This is a genomic window from Nocardia sp. NPDC050413, assembly GCF_040655475.1.
In the GTDB taxonomy this organism is placed as follows: domain Bacteria; phylum Actinomycetota; class Actinomycetes; order Mycobacteriales; family Mycobacteriaceae; genus Nocardia; species Nocardia coubleae.
This window is the reverse complement of the sequence record NZ_JBFAJZ010000001.1, coordinates 386,352-401,874: the sequence shown is the minus strand read 5'-3', so window position 1 is coordinate 401,874 and position 15,523 is coordinate 386,352. Positions and strand designations below refer to the sequence as shown.

Annotated in this window: 16 protein-coding genes; 9 read left to right on the top strand and 7 right to left on the bottom strand. The window is 68.1% G+C overall.

Going from position 1 to position 15,523, the window contains the following annotated elements:
- The first annotated feature begins 25 nt into the window (after positions 1–25).
- Genes AB0I19_RS01950 through AB0I19_RS01935 form a run of 4 tightly spaced genes read left to right on the top strand, consistent with a single transcriptional unit; the run spans position 26 to position 3,470 of the window.
- Entirely contained in the window at positions 26–1,081 is a 1,056-nt protein-coding gene (locus AB0I19_RS01950; RefSeq protein ID WP_357145069.1) for an ABC transporter permease, read from the top strand.
- Complete coding sequence (locus AB0I19_RS01945; protein ID WP_357143424.1) at positions 1,078–2,004, top strand: ABC transporter permease; 927 nt, start codon at positions 1,078–1,080, stop codon at positions 2,002–2,004. Before AB0I19_RS01950 ends, AB0I19_RS01945 begins: the two co-directional genes overlap by 4 nt.
- Positions 2,005–2,028: 24 nt before the next feature.
- Positions 2,029–3,009 (top strand): ornithine cyclodeaminase family protein, encoded by a 981-nt coding sequence (locus AB0I19_RS01940; protein WP_357143422.1) that lies wholly within the window; start codon positions 2,029–2,031, stop codon positions 3,007–3,009.
- Positions 3,006–3,470 carry a nucleoside deaminase gene (locus tag AB0I19_RS01935; RefSeq protein ID WP_357143420.1) on the top strand — a complete coding sequence of 155 codons (465 nt, stop codon included), beginning with the start codon at positions 3,006–3,008 and terminating at the stop codon, positions 3,468–3,470. The genes AB0I19_RS01940 and AB0I19_RS01935 overlap by 4 nt, the downstream gene beginning before the upstream one ends.
- Before the next feature lie 4 nt (positions 3,471–3,474).
- Here the strand turns inward: AB0I19_RS01935 and AB0I19_RS01930 are convergent, their stop codons facing one another.
- From AB0I19_RS01930 to AB0I19_RS01920, 3 genes are all read right to left on the bottom strand, one after another.
- On the bottom strand, positions 3,475–4,857 hold the full coding sequence (locus AB0I19_RS01930) for an MFS transporter (protein WP_357143418.1): 1,383 nt from the start codon (positions 4,855–4,857) through the stop codon (positions 3,475–3,477).
- 79 nt (positions 4,858–4,936) lie between these two features.
- Complete coding sequence (locus AB0I19_RS01925; protein ID WP_357143416.1) at positions 4,937–6,208, bottom strand: DUF6596 domain-containing protein; 1,272 nt, start codon at positions 6,206–6,208, stop codon at positions 4,937–4,939.
- Positions 6,209–6,212: 4 nt separating this feature from the next.
- On the bottom strand, positions 6,213–6,632 hold the full coding sequence (locus AB0I19_RS01920; RefSeq protein ID WP_357143414.1) for a YciI family protein: 420 nt from the start codon (positions 6,630–6,632) through the stop codon (positions 6,213–6,215).
- A 185-nt stretch (positions 6,633–6,817) separates the two neighbouring features.
- Here AB0I19_RS01920 and AB0I19_RS01915 point away from each other — a divergent pair, with 185 nt between their 5' ends.
- On the top strand, positions 6,818–7,600 hold the full coding sequence (locus AB0I19_RS01915) for a crotonase/enoyl-CoA hydratase family protein (protein WP_357145066.1): 783 nt from the start codon (positions 6,818–6,820) through the stop codon (positions 7,598–7,600).
- Here the strand turns inward: AB0I19_RS01915 and AB0I19_RS01910 are convergent, their stop codons facing one another.
- Positions 7,601–8,419 (bottom strand): hypothetical protein, encoded by an 819-nt coding sequence (locus tag AB0I19_RS01910; protein ID WP_357143412.1) that lies wholly within the window; start codon positions 8,417–8,419, stop codon positions 7,601–7,603. It lies immediately after the preceding gene.
- Positions 8,420–8,530: 111 nt separating this feature from the next.
- On the opposite strand from AB0I19_RS01910, the gene AB0I19_RS01905 reads away from it, so the two are divergent.
- Complete coding sequence (locus AB0I19_RS01905) at positions 8,531–9,232, top strand: class I SAM-dependent methyltransferase (RefSeq protein WP_357143410.1); 702 nt, start codon at positions 8,531–8,533, stop codon at positions 9,230–9,232.
- Between the two features lie 10 nt (positions 9,233–9,242).
- Here AB0I19_RS01905 and AB0I19_RS01900 read toward each other — a convergent pair whose 3' ends face one another.
- Together AB0I19_RS01900 and AB0I19_RS01895 are read right to left on the bottom strand one after the other, a co-directional pair.
- Positions 9,243–9,365, bottom strand: coding sequence for a hypothetical protein (locus tag AB0I19_RS01900; RefSeq protein ID WP_255284010.1), 123 nt, complete (start codon positions 9,363–9,365; stop codon positions 9,243–9,245).
- A 270-nt stretch (positions 9,366–9,635) separates the two neighbouring features.
- The gene (locus tag AB0I19_RS01895; RefSeq protein WP_067639140.1) at positions 9,636–10,262 is read right to left on the bottom strand and encodes a TetR/AcrR family transcriptional regulator; all 627 of its coding nucleotides are present in this window, start codon (positions 10,260–10,262) and stop codon (positions 9,636–9,638) included.
- 139 nt (positions 10,263–10,401) lie between these two features.
- Here AB0I19_RS01895 and AB0I19_RS01890 point away from each other — a divergent pair, with 139 nt between their 5' ends.
- Complete coding sequence (locus AB0I19_RS01890; RefSeq protein ID WP_225279526.1) at positions 10,402–11,328, top strand: metal-dependent hydrolase; 927 nt, start codon at positions 10,402–10,404, stop codon at positions 11,326–11,328.
- Between the two features lie 12 nt (positions 11,329–11,340).
- Positions 11,341–12,495: a hypothetical protein gene (locus tag AB0I19_RS01885; protein ID WP_357143408.1), complete on the top strand. Its 1,155-nt coding sequence runs from the start codon at positions 11,341–11,343 to the stop codon at positions 12,493–12,495.
- A gap of 25 nt (positions 12,496–12,520) precedes the next feature.
- Here AB0I19_RS01885 and AB0I19_RS01880 read toward each other — a convergent pair whose 3' ends face one another.
- On the bottom strand, positions 12,521–13,513 hold the full coding sequence (locus tag AB0I19_RS01880; protein ID WP_357143406.1) for an oxygenase MpaB family protein: 993 nt from the start codon (positions 13,511–13,513) through the stop codon (positions 12,521–12,523).
- 270 nt (positions 13,514–13,783) lie between these two features.
- Between AB0I19_RS01880 and AB0I19_RS01875 the strand changes: the two genes are divergently transcribed.
- Entirely contained in the window at positions 13,784–15,430 is a 1,647-nt protein-coding gene (locus AB0I19_RS01875; protein WP_357143404.1) for an AMP-binding protein, read from the top strand.
- The last annotated feature ends 93 nt before the right edge of the window (positions 15,431–15,523 follow it).

Sequence of the window (15,523 nt, the reverse complement as noted above, 5' to 3'; positions counted from 1 at the left end):
CCCCCTCGTCGTCGCTGTCGCGGCCATGCTGGCCGCCGGAGTGATCGGGCTGATCCTGGCCGCCGTCGCGGGCGCCGCCCCCGCCGCCACGATGACAGCGCTGTGGGAGGGCATGTTCGGCAGCGACTACGCCGTGGGCGCCTCGCTCAATGTCGCGGCCACGCTGATGCTGGTGGCCGTCGGGTTCACCATCGCCCACCGCGCGGGGCTGGTCAATGTGGGTGGTGAGGGCCAGATCTGCGCCGGTGGGATCGCCGCCACCGCGATCGGCACCACCCTCACCGGCACGCCCGCCGCGATCACCCTGCCCGCGGTGCTGATCGGGGCGGCGGCCGCGGGCTGGCTGTGGGCCGCGATCGCGGCGTATCTGCGGGTCGCGCGCGGCACCAGCGAGATCATCACCACGCTGCTGCTCAACTTCGTCGGCCTGGCGCTGGTGCTGCTCGTCGTGCACGAGCCCGCGCTGCTGCGTCAGCCGGTGACCTCCTCGGAGACCCTGCCGCAGTCCGAGCAGCTCACCGAGGCCGCGCATCTGCCGCTGCTCGGTATCGAACGCTCCCCCGCGACCATCGCCCTGTGGATCGCCGTGGTCGCCGCGTTCGGCACCGCGATCCTGGTGCGCCACACCGCACTCGGCACCCGCTTGCGCGCGGTCGGGCTCAATCCCGACGCGGCGGCGAGGCTGGGTTTGCCGGTGGGCCGACTGCGTTTCCTCAGCCTCTCGGCGGCGGGTGCGTTCGCGGGCGTCGCGGGCGGGCTGCTGGTGGCGACGGCGCCGTTCGTCCTCGCCGAGGGATTCTCGTCCGGGTACGGGTTCTCCGGGTTGGTCGTCGGGCTGCTGGCGCGTGGCTCCCTGAGTGCCGTCGTCGCGGTGTCGCTCCTGCTCGGATTCCTCGTCTCCGGCGGGATCAACCTGCAGCTGGCCGCGAACGTGCCCGCCTCGACCATCGCGGTCGTGGAGTCCCTGATGATCGTCTTCATCGCGGGCGCTGTGATCTGGACATCGCGAACGCGCAAAACCGCTGTGCCACAACCAGTTCCCGACACAAACAGCCTCGACGCGGCAGGAGCGAGCCGATGAGCCTCGACACGGTCACCGACATCGCCACCAGCGGCATCGGCTTCACCCTGCCCATCCTCGTCGCGGCGAGCGGTGAGCTGGTCAGCGAGCGCGCGGGCGTGCTCAATCTGAGCCTCGAGGCGATGATGCTCACCGGCGCGTTCGCGGGCGTACTCGGTGCCGTCGCCACCGGGTCGCCGGTGCTCGGCACGGCCACCGCGGTGCTGGCCGCCCTGATATTCGGTGCACTACAGGCTGTCTGGAGTATCGGACTGCGTGCCGACCAGATCGTCGTCGGCATCGCGAGCAACGCTCTCGCTCTCGGCGCGACCACCTACGGCGCACGCCTGCTGCTCGCCGACGGAAAAGGGCACAGCGTTGCGGGTTTCGAGGCACTGAGAATCCCTGTGCTGCACGATATTCCGGTCATCGGTCCAGCGGTGTTCGGGCAGACCGTACTCGGATACCTGTGCATCGCCCTCGTCGCCGGGTCGGCGTTCGTGTTCTCCCGCCGCACCAAAATGGGCCTGGTGATCGACGCGATCGGCGAGGACGCCGTCGCCGCCGACCGCACCGGCCTGCCGGTGAAGGCCGTCCGCTACGGCTGTGTGCTGCTCGCCGCGTTCGCCGCGGGCCTCGGCGGCGCGCAGCTGGCGCTGTCGGAGGTGCATTCGTTCAGCGACAACATGACCGGTGGCATCGGCTATCTGGCCGTGGTCGCGGTGATCGCGGGCCGCTGGCGGGCGCTCGGCGTCATCTGGGCGTCGGTGTTCTTCGGCATCGCCCAGGCGCTGCAGTTCGCGTTGCCCGCGCTCGGTGTCGACGTGCCGTTCGCGCTGCTGGTGATGCTGCCGTATCTGATCGCGATCGTCGCCGTGAGCGGTCTGGTCGGCAACAGCCGTGCACCGCGCGACCTGACCGTCGCCTTCGCCCGAACCTCCTGACCCACCGCTTCCGAGGAGCCATCGATGACTCTGATCCTGTCGCATTCCGATGTGGCCGCCCTGATCGACCGCGCCGAGGTGCTCGCCGCCGTCGAACGCGCACACGCCGACCTCGCGCTCGGCACGGCGGTGGTCCCCGCGCCGCCCGCGGTGGGTGTCGGCGCCACCGCCTTCGTTCCGATGGTCGCCGCCGCGGAATCCGCCGGGGCGGCCGCCGTGAAACTGCTCGCCGACCTCCCCGCCAACCGGGAACGTGGCCTGCCGGTACAGCGCTCGGTGATCCTGGTGACCTCCGCGCTCGACGGCAGCTGCGAGGCGCTCGTCGACGGACGGCTCGTCACCGCCGTTCGTACGGCGGCCGCCAGCGCGGTGGCGACCAAATACCTTGCCAGGCAAGACAGTTCCACACTGGGGTTGATCGGAGCCGGTGCGCTGGCGATCGAGCACACCCGCGCCGTCGCCCGGGTACGCGACATCGACACCGTGCTGGCCTGGTCGCGGTCCGACGCCACCGTCGAGCGGTTCCGTGGCGCGATCGCCGACCTCGGGCTCGAGGTGCGGGCGATGCCGTCACCGGAGTCGGTGACACGGGCGGCCGACGTGCTGTGCACCCTCACCCCCGCACGGGAGCCGATCGTGCGCGGTGCCTGGTTCGGCGAGGGGCTGCACGTGAACGCGGTCGGCGCCCCGCCACGCGCCGACCACCGCGAGGTCGACGGGGCTGCCATGCGCCGGGCGCGCGTGATCGTAGACTCGATCGCGACGACGCTCACCAAGTCGGGCGACACGCTGCTGGCCATCGCCGACGGCGCGATCACCGAAGCCGAGGTGAGCACCGAATTGGGCCAGGTCGTGCTCGGCCGGACGGCCGGCCGGGTCGGCCCACGCGACATCACCCTGTTCAACTCGGTCGGTATCGGCCTGCAAGATCTCGTCACCGCCCGCCTGCTCATCGACAAGGCCCGCGCCCAGGGCCGCGGAACGGAAGTGGAGCTCAGCGCATGACCACACTCACCGACACCGACATCGCCTACCTGCGCCGGGCCATCGACCTCGCCGCCCAGGCGGCGGTGCTCGGTGACCGGCCGTTCGGTGCCGTCACCGTCGACCGCGACGGTACGGTGCTCGCCGAATCGGCGAACGCCGTCGCCACCACCGGCGATGTCACCACCCACGCCGAACTGGTCGCGATCACCGTCGCCTCCGCCACCGGTAAAGCGCAGGCACTGCAAGGCGCCACCGTGTACGCCAGCGGTGAGCCCTGCCCGATGTGCGCCGCCGCGATGGTGTGGGCCCAGGTGGGACGCATCGTGTTCGCGGCGGCGGCCTCGGAGTTCGGGCCCATCCTCGGGCCGGGACCGAGCTTCACCTTGAGCTGCGCCGACGTGGTCGCCAGTTCGAATGTGGCCATCGAGGTGAGCGGGCCGCACCTCGGCGACGAGGCACTCGCGGTGTTCCGGTCCTGAGGACCTACTTCACCGGCACAGCGGGATCGAGCCCCTCGGCGAGTTCCACCGGCTCGCCGAGCTCGCGCTGTTCCTCGAGGGCTTCCGGCGTGCCGGGCACCTGGGTGCCACGCAGCGACATGCCCTTGGTCTCGATGAGGAAGTAGGCCGCGATCAGGCCGACCAGACACGCGCCGAACATGTAGTAGGCCGGGAACAGGTTGTCGCCGGTCAGCTCGATGAGCGACTGGTTGATCACCGGCGCGGTGCCACCGAAGATCGAGGTGGCCACGTTGTAGCCGATCGCCACACCGGCGAACCGCACGATGGTGGGGAACATGGCCGGGAAGGTCGCCGAAATGGTGGCCAGCTGCGGCGCGTAGAGCAGGCCCAGGATGGCGAAGCCGACGATGGCGCCGGTGAGCGAGGTGCCGATCAGGATGTACACCGGGATCACGGTGACCATCAGCGCCGCACAGGAGAACAACCACATCGGCCTGCGACCGATCCGGTCCGACAGCGCACCGAGGAACGGCAGCGTCAGCAGCATCACGATCTGACCGATCAGCGGCACGAGCAGCGCGTCGGATTCCGCCATGCCGATGGTGTTGCCCAGGTAGGTCGGCGTGTAGCTCAGCAGCGAGTAATTCACCACGTTCAAGGCGATGACCAGACCGAAAAGAGTCAGCACCGGGCGCAGATATTTGGTCAGCAGATCGCGGTAGACCCCGACCGTTTCCTCGGTCTCGTCTTTCGCTTCGATTTCGCGGAATACCGGGGTGTCCTCGACCCGGCTGCGCAGATACATACCGATCAGGCCGAGCGGTGCGGCGATCAGGAACGGAATGCGCCAGCCCCACGATTCCATGCTCGTGGCGTCGAGCACATTCACCAGCAGCAGCGCCGCCAGATTGCCGAGCGTGAAACCGGCGAGTGTGCCGACTTCGAGGAAACTGCCGTAGAAACCGCGCTTACGATCGGGCGCGTATTCGGCCATGAACGTTGCCGCGCCACCGTACTCACCACCGGCGGACAGACCCTGCACCATGCGCAGCGCGTACAGCAGGATCGGCGCGGCGACGCCGATGACCTCGTAACTCGGGATCAGACCGACGGCCAGGGTGGACCCGGCCATCAGGATGATGGTCATCGCGAGCACGCGTTTACGGCCGATACGGTCACCGAGCGGACCCCAGATCATGCCGCCGATCGGGCGGATCAGAAAGGAGACGGCGAAACCGAGCAGCGTATAGATAACGCTGGATCCGGTTCCGTCACCGGGGAAAAGCGATGCCGCGATATAGGTGGCGAGATAGGCGTAGACGCCGTAGTCGAACCATTCGACCGCATTTCCGATCGCCGATGCACCGATTGCCCGGTGCAACACCGATTTCGATTCCTGAGACATCCACAAACCTCTCGTCGTCGCCATTCCGGACTACCCGATCGGTACGCGGACAAAACTTTACGCTTGTGTGTCGTTGTGGTCAGAGTGCCTGGAGTTTGCCCGCGAGTACGGCCTTCTCGCGGTCGTTCCGGCAGCGCCGCATCGCCTCGGTGAGCTCCCCGCGCGCCTCATCGACGCGACCGAGGCGGATCAGCAGTTCCCCACGCACGCTCGGCAGCAGGTGCGACGACGACAACACTCCCCCGGCCGCCAGCTCGTCGACGACGGCGAGGCCCGCGGCCGCTCCGGCGGCCATCGACACCGCCACGGCCCGGTTCAGTTCGACCACCGGTGAGGGCGCGAGCCTGCCGAGTGCCTCGTACAGCAGCACGATGCGCTCCCAGTTCGTCTGCTCGACCGACGGCGCGACTGCGTGGCACTCGGCGATCGCGGCCTGCAGCCCGTAGGCGCCGAGCCCACGCCCGACCTGTTCGGCCTTGGCCAGGGCGGCGCGGCCGCGCCGGATCGCGGTCCGGTCCCAGCGGCGCCGGTCCTGCTGCTCGAGCAGGACCGGTTCGCCGTCGGGTCCGGTGCGGGCCGGAAACCGGGCGGCGGTGAGTTCGAGCAGGGCGAGCAGACCGTAGACCTCGGGTTCGCCGGGCATCAGTCGGGCGAGCACCCGCGCCAGGCGCTGCGCTTCCCCGGCGAGGTCGAACCGGATCAGCTCGCCGCCGCTGCTCGCCGTCGATCCCTCGGTGAAGATCAGATAGATCACGCCGAGTACCGAACCGAGCCGCTCGCGACGTTCGGCGAGCGGCGGCACCTCGAACGGCACCCGTGCCGCGGCCAGGGTCTTCTTGGCCCGGGTGATCCGTGCCTGCACGGTCGCGGTCGGCACCAGGCAGGCCGCGGCGATCTCGTCGCTGGTCAGACCGCCGACCACGCGCAGGGTAAGCGCCAGCCGCGCCTCGCGCGAGAGCACCGGATGGCAGGCGATGAAGATCAGGGCGAGGACGTCGTCGTCTATCTGCTCGGGATCCCACACCGGTTCACCGGCGGGAATCGGCTCGCCGCCGGCGAACGCGCCGCCCTCGCCGAGTCCGGCGGCGAGGGCAGTGTAGCGCTCGTCGAGGGCGGCACGACGGCGGAACGCGTCGATCGCGCGCCGTCGTCCGGTGGTGAGCAACCACCCGGCCGGATGCGCGGGCACACCGTCGCGCGGCCACGTCACCAAGGCTTCGGCCAGTGCCTCCTGGGCGAGGTCCTCGGCCATCGCGAAGTCGCCGGTGTAGCGGGCCAGCGCGCCGACGATCCGCGCCGATTCGATCCGCCATACGGCGGCGACCGCCGCACGTCCGGTGTGTTCCGTCATCGCCTCAGAGCTGTCCGGTGGACTCGCGCCAGGCCCGTTCCTTCTGTACCCAGACGTTGTCCTTGGGGAATTCGTCGATGGAGGGCACCCGCCGGATCTCGGTCTTGATGCCGGGACCGGTCATCGGCATCCGCTTGGCCCACTCGACGGCCTCTTCCTTTGATGCCACGTTGAGGATGTAGTAGCCGCCGAAGAGCTCTTTGGTCTCGCCGTAGGGACCGTCGGTGACGACCGGCGGCTCGGACGAGTAGTCGACGACCACACCCTCGGCGGCGTCCTCGAGCCCTTCCGCGGCGACGAGCACACCGGCGCGGATCAGTTCGTCGTTGAACTTGCCCATGGTGTCGAGCATCTCGTCGAAGCTCACGTTCGCGAACTCGGCGAAGGCCTCGTCGGTGGCGCGCATGATCAGCATGTACTTCATGGTGTGTCTCCTTCGGGTCGGTGCCCCTGGCGGGCGCTGCGTTCATCCGTAGGTCGAACGGGCATCGCGCGAATCGACACCCGCCGGAAATTCTTTCGCGAATTTTTTTCGGAGCCTACTTGCGGCGTGGTACTTGTCGGTCGGGTTCCGTCCACGACCGGCCGGGACAACGAAGGCAGGAGTCGATCGTGAGCGCCGTTCTCGTCGAGATGCACGAGCATGTGCTCGTCGCCGTCATCAACCGGCCCGAGGCCATGAACGCGATCGACGGGGAGGTCAGCGCCCAGCTCGGCGCGGCCCTGGAACAGGCCGACAACGATCGGGCCGTGCGGGCCTTCGTCCTCACCGGCGCGGGCGACCGGGCCTTCTGTGCCGGGGCGGATCTGCGCGCGCTCGGGCGCGGTGAGTCGATTCTGGCCGCGGGACACGAACACTGGGGTATCGGTGGCTACATGCGCCACCCGATCAGCAAGCCGACCATCGCGGCTGTGAACGGGCTCGCGCTCGGTGGCGGCACCGAGCTGGTGTTGGCCAGCGACCTGGCCGTCGCCGCGTCCACCGCCACCTTCGGGCTGCCCGAGGTGGCACGCGGTCTCTTCGCCGCCGCGGGCGGGGCGTTCCGGCTGCCTGAACAGCTGCCACGCAAGGTCGCCATGGAGATGATCCTGACCGGCGAGCCGATCACCGCCGCACGCGCGTTGGAGTTCGGTCTGGTCAACCGTGTGGTTCCCGCCGACCGGGTCCTCGACACCGCGATGGAACTGGCGACGCGGATCGCGGCGAACGCGCCGCTTGCGGTGCAGGCGAGTAAGCGGGTGGCGCTCGGCATCGTCGACGGCGCCCTGCCCGACGACGACGCCTGGGACCGGTCCGACCGCGAGATCGCCGAACTCACCCGCTCGGCGGACGTCCGCGAGGGTCTGCTGGCGTTCGTCGAGAAACGCAGCCCCAACTGGCAGGCCCGCTGATCACCAGCCACCCGTCATCAGGGCGGCGAGCCCGGGGGCAGGATCGAGCGCGGTGGTCACGTTGGCGACCGTGACCACCGCGAACAGCAGGCCGAGGGCCACCGCCGCCAGGGCATAGGCGCCGAGCACTCGACCGGCCGCGCCTGCGCGACGCCGCCACAGCACGACACCGAGCCCGAGGAGTCCGGTCGACGCCGCCGCGGCGAGCACGGCCATCGCGACGTGATAGCGCGCGAAGTCCTCGACCATCACCGCCAGCGGCGCCGGACCACCGGGGTAGTTGTCGAGCCCCTGCCCCACCTCGGTCAGTACCCCGGTAAGCGACGCGTCGGCCGCACCGTCGACCGCCATCGGCAGCAAGGACGCGAACGGTGTCACGGCCCCTTGAATATTGGCAAGCACCGCCACCCCGGCGACCGCGAGCACCAGCGTGGTAATCACCCCCGCCACCGCGAACATCGTTCGGTTCGGCCGCCGGGTACGCAGCGAGGACCGCCACAGCATCACCCCGAGCGCGACGAGCACGATCGACCACAGCAACGCCACCACCGCCTTCACGAGGTGGTACCCGAACCAGTAGTCCACCGCCGCCTGCAGCTCGGGCGTGAGTTCGGCCTGTCCCGCTTGCCAATACGTGACGAACGCGGACCGGAAACCCGCGCGCAGTGCCTGCTCGTCGGCGAAATCGGCACCGGGCAACCACCCCGCCACCACGGGCGGGGCGAGCACGAACGCCACGGCGAGCACAATCGCCGCGCCGAGGGCGACGACGAGGCGACGGGACGCGCCCGCGCCCGATTCCACGAAGACGGTCGACACGGTCACTCCCTGTTCGGTACGGGTGTTCGACGACCATTGTGACCGCGACGTGGCATCATGGCCGCTCGAACGGACGGACTCACACATTTCGATGGATTGAGGGGACCGAGCGTGACGAGCAGCAATTTCGCCTACACCGGGTGCGACAACCTGGAGGTGATGGCCGAAGCGATCAACTACAACAAATTTCTCCTCGACTGCGTCGAAAAACATGTCACCACACCGGATCTGCGTGTGCTCGATTTCGGTGCGGGGCAGGGCACCTACGCCGATCTGCTCGCCGAACGCGAGATCTTCCCCGAGTGTCTGGAACCGGACCCCGACCTGCAGAAAGTGCTGCTGGCGAAGGGCTACAAAGTCGTCGACTGCGACACCGAGCCGCCCGAGGCCGAAAAATACGGGCTCATCTATTCTTTCAACGTTTTCGAGCACATCAAGAACGACCAGGAAGCCGCCGAACACCTGGCGTCACTGTTGCGGCCCGGTGGCACGATGGTGATCTACGTGCCCGCGCTCGAGATGCTGTTCTCCTCGATGGATGTGAAAGTCGAGCACTACCGCCGTTACCGGCGCACCCAGCTGAACCGGATCCTGCGCAATGCAGGACTCGAGGTGGTGGATTCGCGCTACTGCGATCCGATCGGGTTCTTCGCCACCATGGCTTACAAATTGCTCGGCAACGACGACGGCAGCATCAATGTGCGCGCGCTCAAGCTCTACGACCGGATCGTCTTCCCGCTCAGCAAGGCCCTGCAGTCGGTGACCGGCAAGCTGTTCGGGAAGAACGTCCTGGTCGTCGCGAGAAAACCCTGAGCCGGAACGCTCAGCGCGGCGGATTGCCCGTCCATTCGGGCTCGTCCGGCGGCTTGGGTCCGCCCCGCGTCTTGCGCCACAGCACGACGGCCGCCACCACGACGACCACGGCGAGAATCACGAGAATCTCCATACCCGCCGCCTACCCGGTGAATCCGCCCTCAACCAGCAACGGCGAGCCACGTTTGAGCCGCCACCCAGCGGGAACCACCCAGATGTGGTGCTCGACCGGCCCGTTGTACGAGGCGCCGAACGGTCCGGGGGAGCAATGTTTTTCGGTCACGGTGTCGACACCGGTGCACCCGCGGGGTCGGGCCGACGCTCCACGGCGATGCCAACGACGTCATCGCACGGAGTCCTCGTCGGACGCCCCCGCGGGACACGCCAGAGAACAGCAGCGGCCTCAGCGCTCGAGGAATTCCCCGGCCGCGGTCTGAGCGCTGATGGCCGTGCCCATCCACCGCCGCAGGTAACGGCGTAGTTCGTCGTCGGTGCGCGGCGGGTCACCGGGCGACAAGAAGAACGACTGCATGGTCCGCAGGACGTATTCGACCAGTTCCCGCAGCGCCTGCTCGTCGTAGCCGTGCGCGGCCCAGTCCACGTCGAACCGCCGGATCATGGTCATCCCGAAGGCCTGCGCCTCCTCGGAGGTGAGGCTGTCCGGGCGGACGTTGGAGTAGGAACTCGACAGCAGGATGCCCAGGTGCGGTGTGCGGCGCACTTCGGCCAGCGTGTAGACCACCGCCTCGACCATAGCCTCCACCGGATCACCGAGCCCGCGCACCTGCGCCGCGAGCCGGTCGAGGAAACCCTCCACCGAGGCCATCGCGGCGGCGGTCATCAGCGCGTCGGCGCTCGGGAAGTACCGGTAGACCGTCTGCCGGATGACACCGAGCGATTCCGCGACATCGGCGATGCTGATCTCCGCCCCGGTGCGCCCGATCAATTCGACTGCCGCCGCGACGATCCGGCGCGTCGCCTCCGCATCGTCCCCCGGCGGACTACCGCCCCATCCCCGTCTGCGCGCCACCCGGTGGACGCTAGCACAAGCCCTGGTCACAGCCGATTCCGCGAAAGTAATCATACAGACTGACGTTCAGTCGTATGATTACCTCACCCAACCGAGTGGCGGCCGGACCGGCGCACGCCCGAACAACGAGGTACTCACCGTGACCGAACTTCACGTCCGCAAGATGGATTTCGCGTTCGCCGACTACGACGTGCCGTTTCTGTGGAACCCACAGAATCCGGCGTTCTCCTCGATGGCCAACGCCGTCTCGTTCCTGGCGATCGGCTTCGAGAAGATGATCGTGCAGCTCATCAACCAGGCGAAACCGCAGATCACCGACCCCGAGGTGGCCGAGGAGGCCGACGCGTTCATGCGGCAGGAGGGTCAGCACTCCACCGCTCACCGTCAGCATGTGAAAGGCCTGATCCGTCGCTACCCGGGCCTGCAGCAAACCCTGGACGCCGTGATCCGCGAGTTCGACGAACTCACCGCGAGCACCCCGGTGAAGTACCGCCTGGCCTACACCGCCGACCTCGAGGCCACCTTCACCCCGGTGTTCAAGCTGATGCTCGACAACGACTCCACGTTGTTCGCCCCCGGCGACGACCGGGTGGCCTCGCTGTTCATCTGGCATTTCGTCGAGGAGGTCGAACACCGCAGTTCGGCGCTGATCATCTTCAACTCGGTGGTGAACAGCGAGCTGTACCGGATGCGGGTGGCGCCGTCGGTGTTCCGGCACGTGCTGCGGGTGATCCGGGTGGCCTGCGCGGGCTTCAACGAGCATGTGCCACTGGAAGACCGGCAGGTCGACGCGCTGTCGATGTTCGCGAGCTACCGCAATCAGCAGACCCTGCGCCGGCTGCTGCCCGGCCTGCGCCCCGCCGACAACGGCACGATGCCGCGCGCCTTCGACGATCTGGGCCTGAAGGAACAGCTCGTCGCCCTGGGCGGGATCATCCGCAGCCAGACGCCGGGGCACAACCCCGCGCACGAGAAACTGCCCGACCTGGCCGGTGAGTGGTTCCGCCGCTACGACGAGGGCTACGACGTCACCCGCTGGTACACCGCCGATTCCGTGAGCTCCTAGAAGGGCCGACCCATGGCCGAACACTGTTCCCCCACCTTCGCCGACCTCGCGGTCCAACTCGGCTTCTCCTGTGCGGAGGCCGGTGGACTCGTCGAGTTCCGCAGCCCGTTCGGGCTGGAGAACTGGACCCTGCCCGTTCTCGAACTGACCATCGTGCTCGGTGCGGTGCTGGCGCTCTGGTTCGCGATCGTCCGCCTGCGCCGCCACGGCGACCCGACCAACCTCGTCCTGTGGTTCGGCGCGACCGCGTACCTGTTCATCATCGAGCCGCCGCTGTACTTCCCCGCCGCGTTCGGCATCGAGGACCACGTCGACACGATGTTCGCGCACAACGTGTTCACCGTCGACTTCCTGTGGGGCCGCCTGCCGATCTACATCATCGCGATCTATCCGCTGATGGCGACGATGGCCTTCGGCCTGGTGCGCATGCTCGGCATCTTCCGCCGGTTCGGGGTGCTGATCGGCGCCACCTGCGTTGGTTTCGTGCACCACGCGTTCTACGAGATCTTCGACCACCTCGGGCCGCAGCTGCGCTGGTGGGAGTGGTCGGTGGACAATCCGATCAACCAGCCGATGTTCGATTCGGTGCCGATGGGCAGCGTGGTGGTGTTCGCCGCGTTGTGGCCGATGTCGCTGGCGTTCTGCGTGCAATACTTCGTCGGACGGCATGTCGACGCGGGTAAGCGGTTCACGGGCGTCGAATTGACCTGGCGCACTGTGGTCATCGGTCTGCTCGCCTCGGTGGGCACGTTCCTGCTGCCGCTTCCGGCGACCGTGCTCGGCATGAGCAGCACCACGGTGCGCGGGGTGGTGTACGCGCTGGAACTCGCGGTGCTGATGGTCGTGGCCTCGATCGTCATGTTCCGCCAGTGGTCGGACCTGCGCCGGGGCACCACACCCGACCCCGGCTACACCGACCCCTTCGTCCAGCGTTTCGCGACCTTCTACCTGCTGGTCTTCGCCGGTCTCTGGCTCGCCGCCCTGCCCGACTTCTTCGCGGCGACCGACGGCGAGACCGGCAACGGCGACCCCATCGGCAACCTCTGGTACACCGCCGCCTGCTTCGTCGTCGCCGTATTGTCGATCGCGGCGACCTACACGCTGCCGGCTGGCCGATCGGCCGACCCCGACACCTCGGCTCCGACAGCCTCGCAGGTGCGCAGCTGACCGATGCGACGACGTGCGGCCCGCCTCAGATGAGCGGCTTCTGCTTGCGGATGCGGCGCCGCACGTCACGCATCATCGAGTGGGTTCCGGCGAACCGGATGAATTTCGGGATGAACCGGTTGACGAAACCGACGAACAGGAAGAGGTTCTCGAACCGGCGCTGGTCGGATTCGCTCCATTCGATGCCCATCTGCTCGCGGAAGTGCGGTGGCAGGAATCCGGAGGTCAGAAACTCGAGGAGGCCGCCGAACAGCAGCCGCAGCGACCAGTGGATCATCCGCAGGTGCACGAGATCGTCGATGTAGGCACGGAATTCGTTGTCGCAGACCACCTGCTCGCATGCCTGGAGCCAGTACTCGTCGAAGTCGGCGCGGGTCTCGGGCCACATGTCGGGGTGGACCTGCAGGGTCGTGCCGAAGGTGTCGGCGCCCTGATAGAACGCTTCCAACTCCTCCTCGGTCATCTTGCCGCACAGCAACTGGTGGGTGTCCTCGAAGCCGATGTAGATGGCGGCGGCGACGTACAGCTGCAGATTGCGGTCGAAGGCGTTGTACTTCACCTTGGATTCAGGCCGGGACCTCACCTGCCGATGCGCGACGTTCACCGCCTCGCGCATCGCCTTCTTGTCCTCGTCGGTGCCGAGGATGGCCACCGCCAGGTAGGCGGAGGTGGTGCGCAGCCGCTTCCACGGGTGCACCATGAGCGCACCGGATTCGACCTGGCTTTCCATGACGCCCGCGGCCACACCCTGATGGGCGAACTGCATCGCCACGTTCGCGGCCGCACCGGCGAACATCCAGAAGTCCAAAGCGTCGGCCAGCCGCGCGGGCCGCTTGCGCGGTGATCGGTAGGTGTCGGGGATGTGGATGCGTACCCGGTCGAGGGTCAGCGCGCGGGGAACCGGCGCGAGTCCCGATTCCGCGGTGGGTCGCCAGTGCCCACCCGGACCCTCCTCGACATATCCCTCGCTGTTCGGGTCCGAGTAGTCGGGGTCGCCGGGCTTCGTTGCCGTGGTCATCGTCATCCTTTCCCAGAGGCGTCTCGCCCCGGAATCTCGCGAGCGCGGATCACCGCCGAGCACGCCTCGACGTCGACTCTATGTTACTGCCAATTCTTTCGGATTCGGTAGGATTTGCGCCGAACTCGACCGGGCTCTCAGTGATTCACGTTGGCCGTCCTCGCGATTTCCACGATTAAGTTACCCGCAATTCTCCCGACTGCTAGGCTGGCCTCCATTCCGCCTAGCCGGCGGCAACTCCTTGCCGACGACCGACCCTCGGAGGTATCCGTGCCGTCCGTCTCCTTCGCACCGACCGAGGTCGTCCGCGCCGTCGCCGACTCCCTGGCCGCCGCCGCTGTCCTGTACCGACGCGGCGCGATCGAACTCCGGCACCCGATCGAGCTCTTACGGACGGCCCGTGACGCCGCCGCTCTCGGTCCGGCCGTGACCACACTGGCGCACGCCACCCGCGTCGCGAGTTCGGCCACCGCACTGATCGACGACCGCGGACCGATCACCTTCGAACAGCTCGATCACGCCTCCAACCGCCTCGCCAACGGCCTGGCCGCACAAGGGGTCACGGCCGACACAGTGGTCGGCGCGTTGTGCCGCGACCACCGCGGCTTCATTCTGTCGCTGCTGGCAGCGGGCAAGCTCGGCGCACGCATCGTCCTGCTCAACACCGGCATGGCAGGCCCGCAACTGCGCACGGTCGTGGGGCGCGAGCGGATCGGGATGTTGCTCGTCGACGCCGAGTTCGCCGACCTGTTCGACGATCTCGCACGCGAGGTGCCGATCATTCTCACGCGCGCAGGCGACACCAACCGGCCGGGGCGGCCGACGATCCATGCCGTCGCGGCGTGGCACTCCGGCGTTCCACTGCCCGCGCCCGCCGCACCCGGTGGCATCGTCGTGCTCACCAGCGGCACCACCGGAACACCGAAAGGTGCTCCGCGCGGCAAGGTTTCGCCGTTACAGTCGGCGCAGTTCCTGGATCGCATCCCGCTACCCAAGGCGAGCACCATCGTGCTCGCCGCGCCGTTGTTCCACGGCACCGGCCTGTCGCAGCTGATCCTGGGCTGGGCGCTCGGCAACACGGTGGTGCTGTTGCCGGACCGGTTCGATCCCCGCAACACCCTGGCCGCCGTCGCCCGGCACCGCGCGAGCGCGCTCGTCCTTGTTCCGACCATGCTGCAGCGCATCGTCGATCTGGGCGAGCAGGTGCTGGCCGAATACGACACCTCCGCATTGACGGTGATCTTCTCGGCGGGCTCGGCACTGGCACCGGACCTGAGCCGTCGCACCGCGCGGCATTTCGGCCAGGTGCTCTACAACCTCTACGCCTCTACCGAGGTCGCCGTGGCCGCCGTCGCGACACCGCAGGATCTGCGCGAGGCGCCGGGCACGGTCGGGCGCCCGCCCGTGGGCTGCCGGGTCGCGATCTACGACGAGCAGCGTTGCCGGATCACCACGCCGGGCGTGGTCGGGACCGTCTTCGTCACCAGCGGCCTCAGCTTCAGCGGCTACACCGACGGCACCGGCAAGGAGATGATCGACGGGCTGTGCTCGAGCGGCGATCTCGGCCATTTCGACACCGAGGGCAGGTTGTTCATCGACGGACGTGACGACGACATGATCGTCTCCGGTGGGGAGAACGTCTACCCGCTCGAGGTCGAGAACCTGCTCGTCGACCGGCCCGACATCCTCGAGGCGGCCGTCGTCGGCGTCGCCGACCGCGATTTCGGGCAGAGCCTGCGCGCCTATGTGGTGCGGGCCCCGGGCGCCTCGTGCACCGAGCGCGAGGTGAAGGAGTACGTGCGTACAACCCTTGCGCGACACAAGGTTCCCCGCGAGGTGCGGTTCGTCGACGCCCTGCCGCGCAATGCCACCGGCAAAGTCCTGCGACACCGACTGGAAGCCGTGGACACACCATGACGATCCGAGAACCACAGACGGCACCACCGCTCAGGCCGGCTTCAGCACTCGGCCGCACCCACGGCGCCGCGGGTGGCGCCATCGAGGAGGATC

Bases quoted from the DNA above. Each gene is read 5' to 3' on its own strand.
- AB0I19_RS01885 (WP_357143408.1), top strand. From the start codon at position 11,341: ATGGCCGAACACTGTTCCCCCACCTTCGCCGACCTCGCGGTCCAACTC.
- AB0I19_RS01940 (WP_357143422.1), top strand. From the start codon at position 2,029: ATGACTCTGATCCTGTCGCATTCCGATGTGGCCGCCCTGATCGACCGC.
- AB0I19_RS01930 (WP_357143418.1), bottom strand. From the start codon at position 4,857: ATGTCTCAGGAATCGAAATCGGTGTTGCACCGGGCAATCGGTGCATCG.
- AB0I19_RS01950 (WP_357145069.1), top strand. From the start codon at position 26: ATGCTGGCCGCCGGAGTGATCGGGCTGATCCTGGCCGCCGTCGCGGGC.
- AB0I19_RS01900 (WP_255284010.1), bottom strand. From the start codon at position 9,365: ATGGAGATTCTCGTGATTCTCGCCGTGGTCGTCGTGGTGGCGGCCGTC.
- AB0I19_RS01925 (WP_357143416.1), bottom strand. From the start codon at position 6,208: ATGACGGAACACACCGGACGTGCGGCGGTCGCCGCCGTATGGCGGATC.
- AB0I19_RS01945 (WP_357143424.1), top strand. From the start codon at position 1,078: ATGAGCCTCGACACGGTCACCGACATCGCCACCAGCGGCATCGGCTTC.
- AB0I19_RS01935 (WP_357143420.1), top strand. From the start codon at position 3,006: ATGACCACACTCACCGACACCGACATCGCCTACCTGCGCCGGGCCATC.
- AB0I19_RS01920 (WP_357143414.1), bottom strand. From the start codon at position 6,632: ATGAAGTACATGCTGATCATGCGCGCCACCGACGAGGCCTTCGCCGAG.
- AB0I19_RS01880 (WP_357143406.1), bottom strand. From the start codon at position 13,513: ATGACCACGGCAACGAAGCCCGGCGACCCCGACTACTCGGACCCGAAC.